At 57.3% G+C, this 17,910-nt stretch carries 15 protein-coding genes and 3 pseudogenes; 17 read left to right on the top strand and 1 reads right to left on the bottom strand.

What is annotated here, in order from left to right; genetic code table 11:
• Positions 1 to 165: 165 nt before the first annotated feature.
• The 10 genes and pseudogenes from xylF to ureG all read left to right on the top strand — a co-directional run bounded on the left by xylF (position 166) and on the right by ureG (position 8,483).
• Entirely contained in the window at positions 166 to 1,194 is a 1,029-nt protein-coding gene (xylF, locus tag ACZ1HK_RS14940; RefSeq protein ID WP_472629364.1) for a D-xylose ABC transporter substrate-binding protein, read from the top strand.
• A gap of 94 nt (positions 1,195 to 1,288) precedes the next feature.
• Positions 1,289 to 2,586, top strand: a pseudogene (locus tag ACZ1HK_RS14935) (sugar ABC transporter permease).
• A gap of 30 nt (positions 2,587 to 2,616) precedes the next feature.
• A complete protein-coding gene (locus ACZ1HK_RS14930; RefSeq protein ID WP_472629363.1) occupies positions 2,617 to 3,354 on the top strand; it encodes an ATP-binding cassette domain-containing protein in 738 nt (245 codons plus the stop codon).
• Positions 3,355 to 3,610: 256 nt separating this feature from the next.
• Positions 3,611 to 4,402 (top strand): urease accessory protein UreD, encoded by a 792-nt coding sequence (locus tag ACZ1HK_RS14925; RefSeq protein WP_472629362.1) that lies wholly within the window; start codon positions 3,611 to 3,613, stop codon positions 4,400 to 4,402.
• A 12-nt stretch (positions 4,403 to 4,414) separates the two neighbouring features.
• Positions 4,415 to 4,705, top strand: a pseudogene (locus tag ACZ1HK_RS14920) (urease subunit gamma); the annotation flags it as partial.
• Positions 4,706 to 4,718: 13 nt separating this feature from the next.
• On the top strand, positions 4,719 to 5,024 hold the full coding sequence (locus ACZ1HK_RS14915; RefSeq protein WP_472629361.1) for an urease subunit beta: 306 nt from the start codon (positions 4,719 to 4,721) through the stop codon (positions 5,022 to 5,024).
• Between the two features lie 3 nt (positions 5,025 to 5,027).
• Positions 5,028 to 6,788, top strand: coding sequence for an urease subunit alpha (gene ureC / locus ACZ1HK_RS14910; RefSeq protein ID WP_472629360.1), 1,761 nt, complete (start codon positions 5,028 to 5,030; stop codon positions 6,786 to 6,788).
• 18 nt (positions 6,789 to 6,806) lie between these two features.
• The gene (gene ureE, locus ACZ1HK_RS14905; protein WP_472629359.1) at positions 6,807 to 7,238 is read left to right on the top strand and encodes an urease accessory protein UreE; all 432 of its coding nucleotides are present in this window, start codon (positions 6,807 to 6,809) and stop codon (positions 7,236 to 7,238) included.
• Complete coding sequence (locus ACZ1HK_RS14900) at positions 7,228 to 7,875, top strand: urease accessory protein UreF (RefSeq protein ID WP_472629358.1); 648 nt, start codon at positions 7,228 to 7,230, stop codon at positions 7,873 to 7,875. Before ureE ends, ACZ1HK_RS14900 begins: the two co-directional genes overlap by 11 nt.
• Complete coding sequence (gene ureG, locus ACZ1HK_RS14895; protein WP_472629357.1) at positions 7,872 to 8,483, top strand: urease accessory protein UreG; 612 nt, start codon at positions 7,872 to 7,874, stop codon at positions 8,481 to 8,483. The genes ACZ1HK_RS14900 and ureG overlap by 4 nt, the downstream gene beginning before the upstream one ends.
• Positions 8,484 to 8,783: 300 nt before the next feature.
• On the opposite strand, the gene ACZ1HK_RS14890 is transcribed toward ureG, so the two are convergent.
• On the bottom strand, positions 8,784 to 9,431 hold the full coding sequence (locus ACZ1HK_RS14890; protein WP_472629356.1) for a response regulator: 648 nt from the start codon (positions 9,429 to 9,431) through the stop codon (positions 8,784 to 8,786).
• Positions 9,432 to 9,583: 152 nt separating this feature from the next.
• Here ACZ1HK_RS14890 and ACZ1HK_RS14885 point away from each other — a divergent pair, with 152 nt between their 5' ends.
• From ACZ1HK_RS14885 to ACZ1HK_RS14855, 7 genes and pseudogenes are all read left to right on the top strand, one after another.
• Positions 9,584 to 11,020 (top strand): sensor histidine kinase, encoded by a 1,437-nt coding sequence (locus ACZ1HK_RS14885; RefSeq protein WP_472629355.1) that lies wholly within the window; start codon positions 9,584 to 9,586, stop codon positions 11,018 to 11,020.
• Complete coding sequence (locus tag ACZ1HK_RS14880) at positions 11,017 to 11,418, top strand: DUF2147 domain-containing protein (RefSeq protein ID WP_472629354.1); 402 nt, start codon at positions 11,017 to 11,019, stop codon at positions 11,416 to 11,418. The genes ACZ1HK_RS14885 and ACZ1HK_RS14880 overlap by 4 nt, the downstream gene beginning before the upstream one ends.
• 73 nt (positions 11,419 to 11,491) lie before the next feature.
• On the top strand, positions 11,492 to 13,261 hold the full coding sequence (locus tag ACZ1HK_RS14875) for a sensor histidine kinase (protein ID WP_472629353.1): 1,770 nt from the start codon (positions 11,492 to 11,494) through the stop codon (positions 13,259 to 13,261).
• On the top strand, positions 13,258 to 14,598 hold the full coding sequence (locus tag ACZ1HK_RS14870; protein WP_472629352.1) for a sigma-54-dependent transcriptional regulator: 1,341 nt from the start codon (positions 13,258 to 13,260) through the stop codon (positions 14,596 to 14,598). Before ACZ1HK_RS14875 ends, ACZ1HK_RS14870 begins: the two co-directional genes overlap by 4 nt.
• 120 nt (positions 14,599 to 14,718) lie before the next feature.
• Entirely contained in the window at positions 14,719 to 15,729 is a 1,011-nt protein-coding gene (locus ACZ1HK_RS14865; RefSeq protein ID WP_472629351.1) for a C4-dicarboxylate TRAP transporter substrate-binding protein, read from the top strand.
• 60 nt (positions 15,730 to 15,789) lie between these two features.
• Positions 15,790 to 16,419, top strand: coding sequence for a TRAP transporter small permease subunit (locus tag ACZ1HK_RS14860; RefSeq protein ID WP_472629350.1), 630 nt, complete (start codon positions 15,790 to 15,792; stop codon positions 16,417 to 16,419).
• Positions 16,419 to 17,815, top strand: a pseudogene (locus ACZ1HK_RS14855) (TRAP transporter large permease). Before ACZ1HK_RS14860 ends, ACZ1HK_RS14855 begins: the two are co-directional and overlap by 1 nt.
• Positions 17,816 to 17,910: the final 95 nt, after the last annotated feature.

Raw genomic sequence — 17,910 nt, 5'->3', positions numbered from 1 at the left:
AAATACACACTTTTTATGCGGAAGTCCCTGAGATTTCACGAGTGCCTGACGCAAGGTAGCATATTTAATTTGTGTCATGAAAAAAATATGCTAGAAGTTTTGCGAGCGCAAAGCCCATCGTGGCAAATGCCGAAAAGGCCTGCGCGAAAACCATGGGAGGACATCATGAATATCAAATCACTTCTGGCCGCAGGGGCCATGTCGATTATGGCTACAACCGCCGTCTTCGCGCAGGACATCACCGTTGGCGTGAGCTGGTCGAATTTCCAGGAAGAGCGTTGGCAGACCGACGAAGCGGCGATTGTTGCGGCGCTGGAAGCTGCTGGTGCGGGTTACCTTTCGGCGGACGCCCAATCCTCATCTTCACGTCAGCTTTCTGACGTTGAAAGCCTGATCGCACAGGGCGTTGATGCCCTGATTATCCTAGCTCAAGACGCCGCAGCCATCGGACCCGCCGTTCAACTGGCCGCTGACGAGGGTATCCCGGTTATTGCCTATGACCGACTGATTGAGGATGACCGCGCCTTCTATCTGACGTTTGACAATGTCGAGGTTGGCCGGATGCAGGCACGCGAGGTTTTCGCGGCACAACCTGAAGGCAACTACGTCATGATCATGGGCTCGCCCACCGACCCGAACGCAGACTTCCTGCGGGGCGGCCAGGATGAAATCCTTGCCGATGCCGTTGCGTCCGGCGCGATCACCATTGTTGGCGAGGCCTATACGGATGGTTGGCTGCCTGCGAACGCACAGCGCAATATGGAACAGATCCTGACCGCTGTGGACAACGAAGTTGATGCGGTTGTCGCCTCAAACGACGGCACCGCTGGCGGCGTTGTCGCAGCTCTTGCTGCGCAGGGCATGGACGGCATCCCTGTCTCGGGTCAGGACGGTGACCATGCCGCACTGAACCGGGTGGCTCTTGGCACGCAGACCGTTTCGGTTTGGAAAGATGCCCGTGATTTGGGCCGCGCGGCGGCCGAAATCGCCGTGGCATTGGCTGGCGGCGCTGCGATGGGTGACATTGAGGGTGCACAGGAATGGACCTCGCCAGGTGGCGTGACCATGACCTCGATGTTCCTGACGCCTGTCCCGATCACAGCGGAGAACCTGTCGGTCGTCGTGGATGCAGGCTGGATTGAGCTTGATGCACTCTGCCAAGGTGTCACGGACGGCCCCGCGCCCTGTAACTGATCCCATTGATTGGTGCTAAGTGAATTAGACGCCCCATCTCAAAGGGGGATGGGGCGTCTTTTATTGTCAAACGTACAACGCGCCGGAGCTGGCCATGACTGACACCGCCGACTTGTCCCCGCCCCCTGCGGAGACATCGTTCTTCAAGAAGCTCGGATTGGATACGCGCCTTCTTGGAATGGTTGCCGCCTTCGTGGTGCTGTGCATCCTCTTCAACGTGATCACTGAAGGTCGTTTCCTGACGCCCCGCAACATATTCAACCTGACGATCCAGACGGTTTCGGTCGCGATCATGGCCTGCGGCATGGTGTTTGTGATTGTTAACCGACACATCGATCTGTCAGTCGGCGCGCTGCTGGCAACCTGCTCGGCCATCATGGCGATGACGCAGACGGACATTCTGCCTCAGATGCTTGGCTTCGGGCTTAACCATCCCGCAACGTGGATTATAACTATCCTTGTGGGTCTTTTGGCCGGCGCGGTGATCGGCGCATTTCAGGGCTATTTGATTGGATACCTCGCAATTCCGGCTTTCATCGTGACGCTTGGGGGGTTCCTTGTGTGGCGCAACGTCGCCTGGTTCCTGACCAACGGCGCAACGATTGGTCCGCTCGATCTCGACCTTCCTGGTGTTTGGCGGAACCAATGGCACCCTCGGCCCAAGCCTGTCTTGGGCCGTGGGGGTCATCCTGGCCACGGCCGCCGTTGCCGCGATGTGGGCTGGTCGACGCGCGAAACTGCGACATGGTTTTGAGGTTAAGCCTGTCTGGGCCGAAGTTGTCATGTCCACTTTGGCAGCGTCCTCGATCCTCGGATTCATCGCAATCCTGAACGCCTACCAGATCCCAACCCGTCGGCTTGAGCGCATGTTCGAGGCAAACGGAGAAGTGATGCCAGAGGGCTTCACGCAAGGATACGGTTTGCCGATCTCCGTTTTCATTCTGATCGCCGTGGCCATCATCATGACTGTGATCGCGCGCAAAACCCGCTTGGGGCGTTACATCTTTGCGACCGGCGGCAACCCGGATGCTGCCGAGCTTTCGGGTATCAATACACGCCTACTGACCGTCAAGATTTTCACGATAATGGGTGTGCTATGCGCTTTGTCCGCGGTCGTTGCCTCGGCGCGATCTGGCGAACCACACCAACGATATTGGCACGCTGGACGAATTGCGCGTCATCGCCGCCGCTGTCATCGGCGGCACCGCTTTGGCAGGCGGCGCAGGTACGATCTATGGTGCGATCCTTGGCGCACTGATCATGCAGAGCCTGCAATCCGGCATGGCCATGGTCGGTATGCCGACGCCCTATCAGAATATCGTCGTTGGTGTCGTCTTGGTGCTGGCTGTCCTGATCGACACAATCTACCGCAAACGTCTGGGAGCGCGCTGAGATGACTACCCCCTTGTGGAAATGCGCAATATGTCGATTTCATTCGGCGGTGTTCGCGCTGTGGATGATGTCAGTGTAGATCTCCATCCAGGTGAAGTTGTGGGCCTACTTGGCCACAACGGTGCAGGTAAATCGACGCTCATAAAGATGCTTTCCGGGGCCTACACGCCCGACAGTGGCGAAATCTATATCGACGGGAAAAAGGCCACGATCACCAACCCGCGGGAAGCACGATCCTACAACGTCGAGACGATCTACCAGACATTGGCTTTGGCCGATAACCTCGATGCGTCTGCTAACTTGTTTCTGGGTCGCGAGCTAACGACCAAACTCGGCCTCGTCGACGACGATGCGATGGAAGCGGAAACGCGCAAAATCATGGGCCGCCTGAACCCGAATTTCCAGAAATTCAGTGCACCCGTCTCAGCGCTTTCTGGCGGCCAGCGCCAATCCGTGGCAATCGCGCGTGCCGTGTACTTCAATGCGCGCATCTTGATCATGGACGAACCGACAGCCGCACTTGGCCCTCAGGAAACCCAGATGGTGGCTGAGTTGATCGAACAACTGAAGGCCGAGGGCATCGGCATCTTTCTGATCGACCACGATGTGCACCAAGTTCTGAAGCTCTGCGATCGGGCGAGCGTGATGAAAAACGGCAAATTGGTCGGAACGGTAAATACTTCGGACGTCACGGATGACGACCTGCTTGGCATGATCATTCTTGGAAAATCACCGAATGAGCGAAATTCGGTGAGTGAGCCGGCTTAAGGCGGAGCCCGCGAAGTCATTGCAGACCGAGACGACCAGAGTACAACGATCCGTGCGAACCGTCGCATTTGCTTGATGGCTTTTTGAGCGCACTGTGAGCTTTTGCCTAAAAAGTTGGCGGATCAAGGACGGGCGCGCCGAATATGGCAAAATCAGTAGCCATCCCTGTGCGACTCGATGAAATTGGGAGCGGAAGAATTCGTGAGGCCCGCGTATCACTCAGTCGAAAAACATCAGCGCAGCTGCTGCGACACCCGTGCAGCCGCGGGCCATTGGCGACGTATTTCTGGGCGTGAAATCAAGGCGCAATCGATCCGAGATTGGGGACCTCCGCCAATCCGGTTCTCTGAAATGCCTCTTCCCCCGTCGCTCGGGCAAGCACCTGGATGCGGTACTTGTGAACACCGCAGGCGGTGTGACCGGCGGTGATGCCTACTCGTGCACTGCAGAAATCGCCTCCGATTGTACATTGACGACCCAGGCGGCTGAGCGGGCCTATCGCGCAATCGGATCGGAACCCGGGCGCATCGCAAACAGGATTAGCGTTGGTCCGTCGGCGCGCCTGAATTGGCTTCCACAGGAAACCATCCTGTTCGACGGCTGCGCATTGACCCGTCGCACGCACATAAGCCTTCAAGACAATGCAGAGCTGCTTTTTTGCGAGCCCGTCGTTTTTGGCCGTACTGCGATGCAAGAGAAGGTGCACGCTGGGGTGTTTTCAGACCGAGTTGAGATAGTGCGCGACGGCACGCCCATTTACCTGGATGCAACACGTCTGGAAGGTGACATCCAGCAACAGTTGGACCGCCCGTTCGTTGCCAATTCGGCCCGCGCAATGGCCTCTTTAGTTTACATCGCTGCTGATGCAGAAAGCCAGTTTGATCCAGTCCGTGACCTCCTTCCGGCGACTGCCGGAGCCTCGCTTCTTTTGCCGGATGTACTTGTGTTGCGCCTGTTGGCCCCTGACGGCTTCGCGCTTCGCAAAAGCCTTATTCCCGTGTTGAACCAACTCTATCAACCCGACTTACCCCGATGCTGGATGCTGTAAGATGAATCTGACCCCCGAGAAAAAGACAAATTGTTGGTGGCCATGGCCGCCGAGGTGGCCCGCAAACGTCTGGCCCGCGGCGTGAAGCTAAACCATCCTGAGGCGATTGCGCTGATCACCGACGCAGTGGTCGAAGGCGCGCGTGACGGGCGGTCGGTCGCGGATATGATGCAGGCGGGCGCGCGGGTGATCACGCGCGAGCAATGCATGGATGGCGTGCCCGAGATGATTCACGAGGTGCAAGTCGAGGCGACTTTTCCAGACGGAACAAAACTGGTGACCGTCCACCAACCGATCCGATGATGGAGGCCGTGCGATGATCCCCGGAGAAATCATTCCAGCCGAGGGCGAAATCACCCTCAATGATAGCCGCCAGGCGATCACGCTTATGGTTGCCAACACAGGTGACAGGCCCGTTCAGGTTGGCAGCCACTACCATTTTGCCGAAGCCAACGCGGCGCTGGAGTTTGACCGTGAGGCCGCCCGTGGGCACCGTTTGGATATTGCCGCTGGAACTGCCGTGCGGTTCGAGCCCGGTCAACGGCGCGAGGTCGCCCTGATCCAGATCGCCGGGGCCCGCCGGATCTTTGGCTTCAATCAAAAGATCATGGGAGATCTGTAGGCCATGGCAACTTCAATCAAACGCGCCGACTATGCTGCTATGTTCGGGCCCACCGTGGGCGACAAGGTGCGGCTGGCCGATACGGATCTTATCATTGAAGTGGAACGCGATCTGACGGCCGAGGCCGTTGGCCAAGCCGTAACCGGCGGTTCAGGCCAAAATGCGTTGAGCTATGGCGAAGAGGTCAAGTTTGGCGGCGGAAAGGTGATCCGCGATGGTATGGGGCAGGCTCAGACCTCGCGCGCCGATGGTGCGGTGGATACGGTCATCACAAACGCCTTGATCGTGGATCATACCGGCATCATCAAAGCAGATATCGGTTTGAAGGATGGGCGCATCGCGGCCATCGGCAAGGCAGGCAATCCCGACACGCAGCCCGGCGTGAACATCATTGTAGGTCCGGGGACAGAGGCTATTGCCGGGGAAGGCCGTATTCTGACCGCAGGCGGGTTTGATAGCCATATTCACTTCATCTGCCCGCAACAGATTGAGGACGCTCTTCATTCAGGACTAACGACCATGCTTGGTGGCGGAACCGGCCCCGCCCATGGCACGCTCGCAACCACCTGCACACCCGGTCCTTGGCATATCGGGCGGATGCTGCAGGCTGCTGATGCATTCCCGATGAACCTCGCATTTGCCGGCAAGGGCAATGCCTCGCTCCCCCGCGCATTGGAAGAGCAGGTCAAAGCCGGGGCGTGCGCCATGAAGTTGCATGAGGATTGGGGAACCACCCCGGGCGCCATTGATTGCTGCTTGTCGGTTGCGGACGATATGGACGTGCAAGTGATGATCCATACCGACACGCTCAACGAGTCCGGTTTTGTGGAGAATACGATCGCGGCAATCAAGGGTCGCACGATTCATGCGTTCCACACCGAAGGTGCCGGCGGTGGCCATGCCCCAGATATCATCAAGATTTGTGGCGATGCGAACGTGCTGCCCTCATCCACGAACCCAACGCGCCCTTTCACTGTGAATACGGTGGAGGAACATCTGGATATGCTGATGGTGTGCCACCACCTCGACAAATCCATTCCTGAGGATGTGGCTTTCGCGGAAAGTCGCATCCGGCGCGAAACCATCGCCGCCGAGGATATCCTGCATGACATGGGCGCGTTCTCCATAATAGCGTCCGACAGCCAGGCCATGGGTCGTGTAGGTGAAGTCATCATCCGCACATGGCAGACCGCTGATAAGATGAAGAAGCAGCGCGGGCGCCTGCCTGAGGAAAAGGGAGAAAACGATAATATGCGTGTGCGACGCTATGTGGCGAAGTACACAATCAATCCAGCAATTGCCCACGGCATCGCACACGAGATCGGAAGTATCGAGGTGGGTAAACGGGCAGATCTTTGCCTTTGGAACCCCACCTTTTTCGGCGTGAAACCCGAGATGGTCTTACTGGGTGGCTCTATCGCTTGCGCGCAAATGGGCGACCCGAATGCGTCTATCCCCACACCACAGCCGGTCTATTCCCGGCCAATGTTCGCGGCCTATGGACGGAACGTCGAACATTCCGCCGTAACCTTTGTCAGCGCGGCCGCACACTCACTTGGGATCAGCGACACGCTTGGCTTGGCCAAGCAGACAGTGGCCGTCGCAAACACACGTGGAATCGGCAAAAAGGACCTCATCCTCAACGACGCCCTGCCCGAGATTGAGGTGAACCCTGAAACCTACGAAGTGCGTGCTGATGGGGAATTGTTGACGTGCCAGCCTGCGGAAAGCCTACCTATGGCACAGCGTTATTTCCTGTTTTGAAGGAGACCTCCCATATCCATGATCAAAAGTCATAGCATCACTCATTCGCATGGCGGTTCGGGCCGCGTCACCCTCGATTACGACGCGCGTTTTCTCCGCCGGAAGGTTCTGACTTCGGACGAGGGGGAACGCTTTCTTGTTGACCTGGCGCAAACCACAAGCCTTAACCATGGCGACGCATTTAAGCTCGAAGATGGGCGATTGATCGAAGTGGTCGCGGCACCAGAGGATCTGCTTGAAGTGACCGGCGACACGACGCGACTGGCCTGGCATATCGGCAATCGCCATATGCCATGTCAGATCGAAGAGGATCGGCTATTGATCCGACCCGACCATGTGATCCGGGACATGTTGGAAAAGCTTGGTGCATGCCTACGCGACGTGCACGAACCGTTCACCCCGGAAGGTGGTGCCTACGGGCATGGAAGAACGCACAGCCATGACCACTGAAAACCAAATTCTGACACTGACCCAATGGCTTTCGCCCGCTTATCCGGTCGGTGCCTTTGCCTATAGCCATGGCTTGGAGTCGTTGGTTGAGGATGGCTATGTCCGGGATGCCAACACTCTGCGCGCATGGCTGGAGGATATCTTGCGGTTTGGAGCCGGGGCAAGCGATGCACGTTTCATCGCAGCGGCATGGCACGCAGAAACCAGCGATGACGTGGCCAAGGTCGATGCTAAAGTTCGCGCTTTTGCAGCTTCAAAAGAACGTGCGCTGGAAACGGTTCAGATTGGGGCCGCGTTTGGGTTGGTGACCGATGAGATTTGGAAGCAAGAGCCTGCCTCGCTAACCTATCCAGTTGCGCTGGGGCGCGCTGCCAAGTTGCAGGAATTACCCCTGGACCTCACACTCCGCATGGCAACCCAGGCGACGCTGTCGAACCTGATATCTTGCGCACAACGGCTTGCCCCGATCGGCCAGACCGAGGCGCAAAAAATACTTCGCGACCTGACCAAATTATGCTGTGAGATTGCCCAGGAAGCCTCTGACGGAGATCTTTCTGTCCTGACCTCATCCGCATTTATTGGCGACATCGCATCGATGCGGCATGAATCCCAATACTCAAGGATATTCAGAACATGACCAGCCCGAATGGCCCGTTGCGTGTGGGAATAGGCGGTCCCGTGGGCGCAGGAAAAACAACGCTGACAGCAGCTTTGTGTGAAGTATTCAAGGATACGCATTCGATCGCCGCTATCACAAATGATATCTACACACAGGAAGATGCGGAGGCGCTCATGCGGATGCAGATCCTCCCTTCGGATCGAATCCTCGGCGTGGAGACCGGTGGATGCCCGCACACCGCAATTCGCGAAGACGCATCCATCAATCTTGCCGCGGTTGCCGAGATGTCCGAACGCCACCCAGACCTTGATCTGGTTCTAATCGAAAGCGGCGGTGACAATTTGTCAGCCACGTTCAGTCCTGAACTCGCGGACTTCACAATCTATGTGATTGACGTGGCCGCAGGCGAAGAAATCCCGCGAAAAGGTGGGCCAGCGATCACAAGGTCGGACGTTTTGGTGATTAACAAGACGGACCTGGCACCACATGTCGGGGCTGATTTGTCGGTCATGGATCGAGATTCCAAAAGAATGCGTCCGGACCGGGCCACTGTCTTTGCGTCTCTCAAATCGCGGCAGGGCGTTGAGGACGTCAAAGCCCTGATTTGTGAAATGGGTGGAGTTTAGGGCCCTGCCCGCCACCCCGGAGCGCGCGGCGGGCAGGGAACGTCCGGCTTAGCGCCAGACGAAACTTGGATCGCCAAATAAAGGATCGCTGCGACCGGTCTTGGGACAGCCGCGACTGGATTGCGGCATCGTTTTTGAGGTTCCACGATAGTCAGTTTGGCTTGATGTGGTCGGGCTCAGCGCCCGGTACACCATACCTATCTGCAATCGGATCTGCGTCGTATGGGGAGGACTCCCATATGATCCACTTGCAACGAAGGATAGGTCTGATGGGTGAAATTCAGGAGCCGTCCTTTGCCCTTACATCAAACCATGTTGCTCGATCAGGCCGTCCTTCAAGGCTTTGGCCATCAGCTCGGACAGGCTCCGAACATCCAGCTTCGCCATCATGCTGGCACGGTGTTTCTCCGCAGTTTTGGGGCTGATCCCCATCATCTCAGCAACTTCGGCATTGGTTCGCCCCGCAAGGACCATGTTGAGTGTCTGACGTTCGCGTGCCGTCAAAACCGCAGGTTCCGGCGCCTCGCGAACAATATCGAGGATCGAGGGGTCAACTTTGGACCCGCCTCGCAAAATCAGCGGCAAGGCATCAAGCATCAAAGACGCATCAGAGCCTTTTGCAAACAAGCCGTGAACGCCCGCTTCAATCAAATGCGCCAACAACCCGGGCGACGTCACCGCAGAGTAGACAACGATCTTTGTGTCAGGGCTCCAACGCTGAATGTCCACAACAATCTCGGCCCCAGAAGCCACCGGCATAGACACATCAAGGATCAACAGATCAGGACGGTGCGCCTTAACGGCTTCGATGGCTTGGAGACCATCCTCGGCTTCAGCCACAATATCGATCGGCGTATCGTGAACTATCTCACCATGTTCGATCGCAGCCCTGAGCCCCATTCGAACAATCCTGTGATCATCCGCAAGCATTGCAGTATAGCGTTTCATCGTCGTTCGGCCCTGTTGCAAACGGATCGTGCGAATTTGTCAAAATCGTATAGGACGGGAGTCCTATGACAAAGCTGAATAAAATCTCAGGCGCAGCAATTTTAGCATGCGCGGTTTCAGTCGCTCCACCGGTAGGCCCTGTGACCTTCGACATGCCGCCACAGACTCTGGCTGAGGCGGCACAGGGCGCGGTTTCTGCGGCTGCCTTCTTTCTGGGAAACCTATCCGCTTTGGGAGTCCTGATCGCAATCGCGGTCTCACTCAGACAGTGGATCTGGTCGGCATACACAGTTCTTGTCCTGCTTGGATTGATCTACATTGCTTTGTTCGAGCAAAACATCACAGGCATCGCCTGGTCCGGCATTGAGGTCTCTTCTGCAGAATTGATCCTTGGCGGTTATGCAATGCTATCTGTCAATTTTCTGGTGGCTGCCCAAACCATTCCGCGAGATCACAAATGGGCCAATTTAAGAATGCCGTACCGGGTCTGCGCTGTTGGGATTTGGGCACTATGGCTTTTGGGACGGGAAGCGGCCCAAGATCTTCAGTACCTGTTGTTCAGCTTGTCGGGGTGTTCAGTGGCCGTGGCGCACTTCGTGCCCGTTTCTACCTTCTCGAAATTGCGAGGGGGGTACGACACGATCATCCGAAATTTGATTTGGGTGCTTTTGACATGCGTGTTGATCGGTGGATCATTCATGATCGCAGGCGGGTTTGATGGCGTGGAGCTGACAGTCGCGATCAACCGTTTTCTGATTGCGGCGATCACGGTTGGATTTGGGGCGCTTTTCATACGGAACATCTTCATCCTCAAATCTGACCGGGAGCTTGTCGTGCAAGAAGCGCTCGAACGAGCTGAAGAGAAGGCGCGCATTAACGAGGAGCTGTTGATCGCTCAGGAAAACCACCGAGCCGCAGTTGAGGTGGCACATATCAGGAATATGCGTTTGGCCACGGCGTCCCATGACATTCGCCAGCCGCTATCTTCGCTCAGAACTTCGTTCGCGTCACTGTCACGAGACATGCCAAGCGAAACAAAAGACCATTTGCAGCACTCGTTGGACTACCTCGACGAGTTGGCCTCAAGCTACATTGAGGAGGCGGCGAGTGATGCGCGACCCCTGGCCAGACAAGAACGGATCACTGCGGAGGGCCACGAAGAGGTCCAGGCCGAGCAGATTGGCGAAACATTGAAGCGCATGTTCGAAGGTGATGCGGAGAAGCGCGATCTTCGCCTTGCAATGGCAATTGCCCCATCGGCGTTGACAACCCAGCCGCTCGCGCTGATGCGCATTCTTTGCAATGTGATGTCCAATGCAATCGCTCATGGGACACCGGGCGAGGTTACGGTGAATGGGATTTCAATGTCGGACGGGTACGTTTTCACAATTGGCAACCCCGGCGGCGCGGATCTTTCGCACAAGGAATGGCAAAAGGGCGAAGCCTCAAAGGGGAGCGGATTGGGCCTCGCGATCGTCGAAGAGCAGGCAAAGCGAGCCGGCCTTCAGGTTAGCACGCCAGATTGCGGGCCAGACGTGACTTGCGTGGCAATCACGGTTCCATCTGCCGCGCCTATGGGCGCAATATGAACCGCCTCTGTCTGTCATTGTTGCTGCTATTGCTCCAGCTGCAGGCCGCCTTCGCGCAAACTGCATCGCCGCCACATTCCTTGGACGGTCTTTGGCAAACCGGGGCGCGTGATGGATCCTGGGGGTTTGTAAGCTTTGCCCCCTGCGGCACGCATTATTGCGGCACACTCGTCGATGGTGGCGGAGAAAACGTCGACCCTCAATTCTTCGGAACCGTTCTGATCCAAGACATGGTTTGGGATGGTGCACAATATGCAGGAGGAACACTGCTCGACGTTGAAACTGGCCGCATCTATCACTCTCGAATGCGATTTCGTGGTGCGGATCAACTAAGGGTGTCAGGTTGTGTCCTGGGTGGTGTCATATGTGGCGGCCAGACGTGGAACAGGGTGGAATGATGGCCGCAGCGGCGGATGTGTCTTTCTTGGCTAGGTTTTCGAGCCGTGCGAATGTGTCGGAAAAGAGTATCCCGTGAAGCTCAGCGCCTTCCACAATGCCAAGCCTGCGCGGCGAGGGGCGGCAACACTGCTGTTCGTGGCTCTATCGCTTTGCGTCGCCGTTGGTGTTTGGGTTGGGACTTACCGATATTTCACAGCACAAGAGCTTCAGCGCGCAGAAGCAAGGATGTCGCTGTATCACAGTACGGTTCTATCGGAAGTCGAGCGCTTTGAGCATCTCACGCAAGTGCTCGCCGTTGATCCGTTCGTCATTTCAGGTCTCCAGGGCGACGGACTAGCAACCTTGAATGCGCGTCTTGCCGTGTTTGCGAGCGCGGCCGGTCTGGACGCCATATACTTGATGGAACCTGACGGCCTCACAATCGCGGCTTCTAACGTAGAAGATGCCGGCGGCTTTGTGGGTCAGTCCTACGCGTTTCGGCCCTATTTCCAGACAGCACTAAACGGAGAGACCGGAACGTTCTATGGCATTGGTGCCACAACCGGCCTTCCGGGCTACTTCATCGCAGATCCTGTCCGAAACGACGCCGGAGAGGTCATAGGCGTTGTCGCATTGAAGCTGAGTTTGGCCCCGTTTGAACAGGCTTGGCGAGATGCGGGAGAGCAGGTCTTTCTGACAGACCGGCATGACGTTGTCTTGTTGGCGTCGGATCCGATGTGGCGCTACCGCGCGCTAGACCCGCTTTCGCAGGAGGAACGTTCGCGGATCGAAACGGCGCGGCAATTCCCCGGGCAAGTCCTGGAGGCGCTAAACTGGAGCGCGGACGAGGACGCGCGATGGGCCGAAATCAACGGTTCATGGCGACTTCATGTTGTGAGCGCTGGCCTTCCGCATAGCTGGCGACTTCACTACCTGCGTCGCAACGACAGTGCGGTATTGCGCGCATGGCTCGCTACAGGCGCTTTTCTTGCGATCTCCGGATTGGGTCTTTTTCTGGCACAATTTCAACGGAGCCAACGGTTGGGTCAGGCACTGAAACGTTCAGAGGAAGAGGAAGCACAGCTAAGACGCGCCAACGCTGCGTTGGCGCAGGAAATCGAAGAGCGTCGTCGCGCCGAACAACGGCTTGAAGAGACACGGGGCGAGCTGGAGCGTGCAAGCCGATTGGCCGCTCTTGGGCAATTGTCGGCCTCGGTCACTCATGAACTGGGCCAACCCATAGCAGCAATGCGCAATCAACTCGCGGCCCACGAAATCAAGCACAGTTCCGGCAAGCTGACACAAACAATTGGTGGGCTGGTTGATCGGATGGAAGGGATCACGCGGCAGTTGAAGTTCTTTGCGAGACCGCGCGTCGAGCCATTCGAAGACATTGACCTGAGGGACTGTGTAGATGCAGCACTTGAGTTGATGGTGCCAAGCCTAGACGCGTTAAAAGTCGCTGTTGTGCACGATAAGCCCGGTCTTCCAATCATCGTCCGCGGCGCACGTCTGCGCCTTGAGCAGGTTCTGATCAACATTCTGCGGAATGCAGTTGACGCGATGGAAGAGGCTGAAACGCCAACACTTCTGGTCAGCTACGGGGTCGGTGATGGCAAGGTTTGGGTTGAAGTATCAGACACGGGCAGCGGCTTGGGAGAAGCGACCTTGGCCGAGCTTCGCGAACCGTTTGTCACAACTCGGGCCAGCGGTCAGGGCATGGGCTTGGGCTTGGCGATTTCATCGGGCATCATGGACGACCACGGTGGAAAGCTTGAAGCACGCAACCGCCAAGGAAACCCTGGCGCTGTGTTCCGAATGGTGCTTGCGGAACGAACGATCAAGGAAGTTGCGGCCCAATGACGTCTGACACTCCGCTCCGGGCACTGGTGGTCGAGGATGATCGGGCGATGCGCCAATCTGTTGTGGATTTGCTTGAAGCGGATGGGTGGCGTGTCAGGGATTTGCCCCGTGCAGATCTCGCCTTGCAAGCCCTGGATGAGTTCAATGCAGACGTTGTGCTAACCGATGTCCGTATGCCGGGAATGTCCGGCCTGGATTTGCTAGCCGCCGTGGAATCGCCGCGCACCATACCTGTTGTGCTGGTGACGGCGCATGGCGATATTCCCATGGCTGTGGAAGCGATGCAAAACGGGGCATATTCTTTCGTCGAAAAGCCCTACGAACCCCGCCGCTTACTAAACATTCTGCGTCATGCCGCAGAACGGACACGGATGCGCAACAGCAACAGTCGGCTGCGCCAACGACTTGTGCAAATGTCCGGTTTGGATCGCATTCTCGTGGGGAATTCTCCCGCGCTCCGCGCGTTGCGGGCCGACATCGCAGATATGGCGGACACCGCCGCACCCGTTTTGATTACAGGCGAAACGGGTACGGGCAAGGATGTGGTGGCACGCGCCTTGCACGATCTTGGTCCGTCGCCCGACAGACCATTTGTCGCCATCAATTGCGCGCTGCTTTCGGCCGATACGTTTGTGGCCGAGATGTTCGGCGCTGACGGGCACTCGAACGGGCGCATTCTGCAAGCAGATGGGGGCACGCTATTTCTTGATGAGGTTTGTGCATGCCCACCGGATGTTCAGGCGCAGTTTCTGCGTGTTCTGGAGGACGGTGCAGTCACGCCGGAAGGCACGAGCGCGCCTGTCCCCGTCAACCTCAGAGTGATTTCCGCGACCAACGAGGACGTTGCGGATGCCGTTGCGAGTGGGCGGTTTCGCGGCGATCTACTTTACCGACTAAATACTTTTGCGCTTGAAATTCCGCCGCTGCGCCTTCGGCAGGAGGATCTCCGGCCATTGCTTACTCATTTTATCGATCAGCTGTCTCTTGTGTATGATGTAGCGACACCTGAATTGACACCCGACGATCTTGCCGCAGCCCTTGCGCATGACTGGCCCGGCAATGTTCGAGAACTTCGTGCGGTTGCGGAACGCAGGGTTCTGGCAGCGCGTAGAGGCACAGGAAGCCTGGCGCTTGCGATTGAACCCGGGCTTGATGGGAAACCCAAGCAAGAGTCGCTGCGTACGGCTGTTGCGGAACTGGAGCGCGAGATGATCGCAAAATCTATAACCGCACATGCCGGGCGAATGGATGAGGTGGCCGAGGCGCTTGGCATTGGTCGTAGGACCCTGAACGAAAAAATCGTGAAACTTGGCCTCGACAAGGACGCTCTGCTATAGCTTTGCGGAAATCCGCAGGGCACAACGCCGACGCGGCGCGGATTTCTTCATAAACAGAGCCTGAAACAGGCCGCATACTTCGCGTCACAACTTGATCGCATGACATCTAGGGAGGACATCATGCAAAAGCTTCTGAGCCGCACGGCTCTCGCAACCCTTGCCATCACTATTGGTTCCGAGGCCTTCGCCGTTGAATGGAACGTATCCCTGTGGGGTCAGCGCCGCGCCTTCACGGAGCATGTCGAGCGTTTGGCCGAGCTGCTGGATGAACGCACGGGTGGTGAATTCACGCTGAACATTTCGTATGGTGGTCTGAGTTCGAACCGCGAAAACCTTGATGGCATTTCCATCGGTGCGTTCGAAATGGCGCAGTTCTGCGCGGGCTACCACGCCGACAAGAACCGGGCGATTACTGTTCTGGAACTGCCGTTTCTCGGCGTGAACACGCTTGAGGAAGAAGTTGCCGTCGCAACCGCCGTCTACAACCACCCCGCCGTGGCCGAGGAAATGGCGCAGTGGAACGCGATGCTTTTGATGACCTCGCCCATGCCGCAATACAACCTCGTCGGCACGGGTGAGCCGCCTGCAACGCTTGCAGATTTTGACGGTATGCGTGTGCGCGCGACTGGCGGTCTTGGTCGTGCATTTGAGGCCGTGGGCGGTGTGCCGACATCTGTGACCGCGACAGAAGCGTTTCAGGCCATGCAAGGCGGTGTCGTCGACACAGTCGCTTTCGCGCAGCACGCGCACCTATCTTTCGGCACGATCAACGAAGCCGATTGGTGGACTGCCAACCTCAACCCAGGCACCGTGAATTGCCCCGTCGTCGTAAACATTGACGCCTATGAGGACCTGTCCGACGAACACCGCGCCGCACTGGACGGTGCCGTGGGCGAAGCGCTTGACCATTACCTTGCCAACTACGCCGAACTGATCGAGCGCTGGGATGGTGTCTTGGAAGAGAACGAGGTTGCACGGGTCGAGATGCCGCAAGCTGAGCTGGATGCCTTCCGCGAAGCTGCCACACCGCTTCACGCCGCGTGGATCGAGGAAATGGATGCTCAGGGGCTGCCGGCCCAGGAACTCTACGATCTGGTTCTGTCCACCCTCGCCGAAGCACAGGGCAACTAAGCCCCAAGACGGCCCCGACCCTCACCGTCGGGGCCGTCCCAATTTCGGGATACATTTATCATGGCCAGTGCCTCCTCGGTACTCACGGATGACAGTCTCGTCAGCCGTTTGGACCGCATGCTCCTTCCCGTTGAGACGGCGATGATCGTCGTAAGCGGGCTATTCACCTTCGGTTTGATGTTTCTCGCCGTTTTCTCCGTCGGCGGGCGCGAATTTTTCGGCTCTCCCCTGCGCGGCTACGTGGACTGGATCGAGATGGCGATGCCGTTCATTGCCATTTTCGGCATTTCTTACGTCCAACGTTCAGGCGCCCATATTCGCATGGATATCGTGATCGGTTTCTTCAAGGGACGCGCGCTTTGGGCGGTCGAACTAGTCATGACGATCATGATCTTCCTGCTGATCGCGCTTCTGCTTTGGGGCGCATGGGCGCATTTTGACCGCTCGTTTGATTTCTCCCGCCCCAACTGGTCGCGCGATAGCTCTATCGACATAAACCTGCCGATCTGGCCTGCGAAGCTTGCAGTCGTGGTCGCTTTTGCAGTGTTGGTACTTCGCGCAGCCTTGCAAGTCTGGGCGTATGGACGCGCCTTGTTCCTGGGGCTCGACCGTCCGGCTGCCGTACCGTTCACGCCAACCATCGAAGAACAAGCTGCCGCAGAAGCGGAACAAGTGACAGGGCGGGACTGATGGACAGCACAACAATCGGTCTTTGGGTCACCGGCGGGATGCTGGTGATGGTTTTCCTTGGTATGCGCGTGGCCTATGCCACGGCCATCGCCGGTCTGGTGGGCTTGTTTCTGATCAACTGGGCAAGGCGCGATTTCGGTGGCGACGACATCTGGTGGGCGCTTGAGGTGGCCGTGAAGACTGCCGGGCAAGTGCCCCATGCCAAGGTCGCCAATCAAGCGCTCAGCCTGATACCAACCTTCATTCTGATCGGCTTTCTGGCCTATCACGCGGGGCTGACCCGTGCGCTGTTCGAGGCTGCGAAACGTTGGATCGCTTGGGTTCCGGGCGGGCTTGCCGTCTCGACCGTTTTCTCGACTGCTGGCTTTGCGGCGGTGTCCGGCGCGTCCGTTGCGACGGCGGCAGTGTTTGCGCGCATCGCGATTCCCGAAATGTTGAAGGTCGGATATGACAAACGTTTTGCGGCGGGTGTCGTTGCGGCCGGTGGAACGCTCGCCTCGCTGATCCCGCCCTCCGCGATCCTGGTGATCTACGCGATCATTGTAGAACAGGATGTTGGCATGTTGCTGCTGGCCGGGTTCATTCCCGGCATCTTCTCGGCGTTCGTCTATGCGCTTTTGATTATCGGAATGGCGCTGACCATCAAGGGCTTTGGCCCGCCTGTTACCGGCTTCACATGGGGGCAACGCTTCGCATCACTTCCCCGGCCTTGCCGATCGTTGCCGTTGTCGTGATCATCATTTTCTTCGTCTACAACCCGTTCGGCGACGCGTGGGGTACACCCACCGAAGGTGGCGCAATAGGAGCATTTATTGTCTTCTGCATGGCTCTTTACAAAGGCATGCGCTGGCCGGAGCTCAAGAGCGCCCTGATCGAAACAGCGAAACTATCCGTTATGATTTTCTCGATCATTTGGGGCGTGCTGATTTACGTGCGCTTCCTAGGGTTCGCTGATCTTCCAGGCGTGTTCTCAGATTGGATCACAAGCCTTGAGATGGCGCCTATGCTGATCCTCGTTTGCATTCTCTTGGCCTATGCGGTGTTGGGCATGTTCATGGATGCAATCGGGATGCTGTTGCTGACACTGCCGGTTGTCTTCCCGGCGGTCATGGCGTTGAACGGCGGCTTGGACGTGTCCGCAGCCGACAGCACTTTCGGCATGTCGGGGACGATGTGCGCTGTGTGGTTCGGGATCCTTGTGGTTAAAATGGCGGAGTTCTGTCTGATCACACCACCGATTGGCCTAAACTGCTTTGTTGTGGCTGGTGTACGCGATGATCTCAGCGTTCAGGACGTGTTTCGCGGTGTAACGCCATTCTTTATTGCCGATGCGATCACAATCGCATTGCTCGTTGCGTTCCCCGGGATTGTGCTTTGGCTGCCGAGCCAAGCCTAAATGCCCAAAACGATAAATGTGATCAGCCGTTAGCCGCATACAGGTGGACGGCTGATCCCGTGGCATGCACGATGCAGTTGGAACAAAGGGATGTT

The organism is Gymnodinialimonas sp. JB5-7, from assembly GCF_055693405.1.
The sequence above is the reverse complement of the archived record's forward strand: the minus strand, read 5'-3'. Positions and strand labels throughout refer to the sequence as shown.

Bases quoted from the DNA above. Each gene is read 5' to 3' on its own strand.
- xylF (WP_472629364.1), top strand. From the start codon at position 166: ATGAATATCAAATCACTTCTGGCCGCAGGGGCCATGTCGATTATGGCT.
- ACZ1HK_RS14915 (WP_472629361.1), top strand. From the start codon at position 4,719: ATGATCCCCGGAGAAATCATTCCAGCCGAGGGCGAAATCACCCTCAAT.
- ACZ1HK_RS14870 (WP_472629352.1), top strand. From the start codon at position 13,258: ATGACGTCTGACACTCCGCTCCGGGCACTGGTGGTCGAGGATGATCGG.
- ACZ1HK_RS14890 (WP_472629356.1), bottom strand. From the start codon at position 9,431: ATGAAACGCTATACTGCAATGCTTGCGGATGATCACAGGATTGTTCGA.
- ACZ1HK_RS14880 (WP_472629354.1), top strand. From the start codon at position 11,017: ATGAACCGCCTCTGTCTGTCATTGTTGCTGCTATTGCTCCAGCTGCAG.
- ACZ1HK_RS14865 (WP_472629351.1), top strand. From the start codon at position 14,719: ATGCAAAAGCTTCTGAGCCGCACGGCTCTCGCAACCCTTGCCATCACT.
- ACZ1HK_RS14860 (WP_472629350.1), top strand. From the start codon at position 15,790: ATGGCCAGTGCCTCCTCGGTACTCACGGATGACAGTCTCGTCAGCCGT.
- ureC (WP_472629360.1), top strand. From the start codon at position 5,028: ATGGCAACTTCAATCAAACGCGCCGACTATGCTGCTATGTTCGGGCCC.
- ACZ1HK_RS14885 (WP_472629355.1), top strand. From the start codon at position 9,584: ATGCCGCCACAGACTCTGGCTGAGGCGGCACAGGGCGCGGTTTCTGCG.
- ureG (WP_472629357.1), top strand. From the start codon at position 7,872: ATGACCAGCCCGAATGGCCCGTTGCGTGTGGGAATAGGCGGTCCCGTG.
- ACZ1HK_RS14930 (WP_472629363.1), top strand. From the start codon at position 2,617: ATGTCGATTTCATTCGGCGGTGTTCGCGCTGTGGATGATGTCAGTGTA.
- ACZ1HK_RS14900 (WP_472629358.1), top strand. From the start codon at position 7,228: ATGACCACTGAAAACCAAATTCTGACACTGACCCAATGGCTTTCGCCC.
- ureE (WP_472629359.1), top strand. From the start codon at position 6,807: ATGATCAAAAGTCATAGCATCACTCATTCGCATGGCGGTTCGGGCCGC.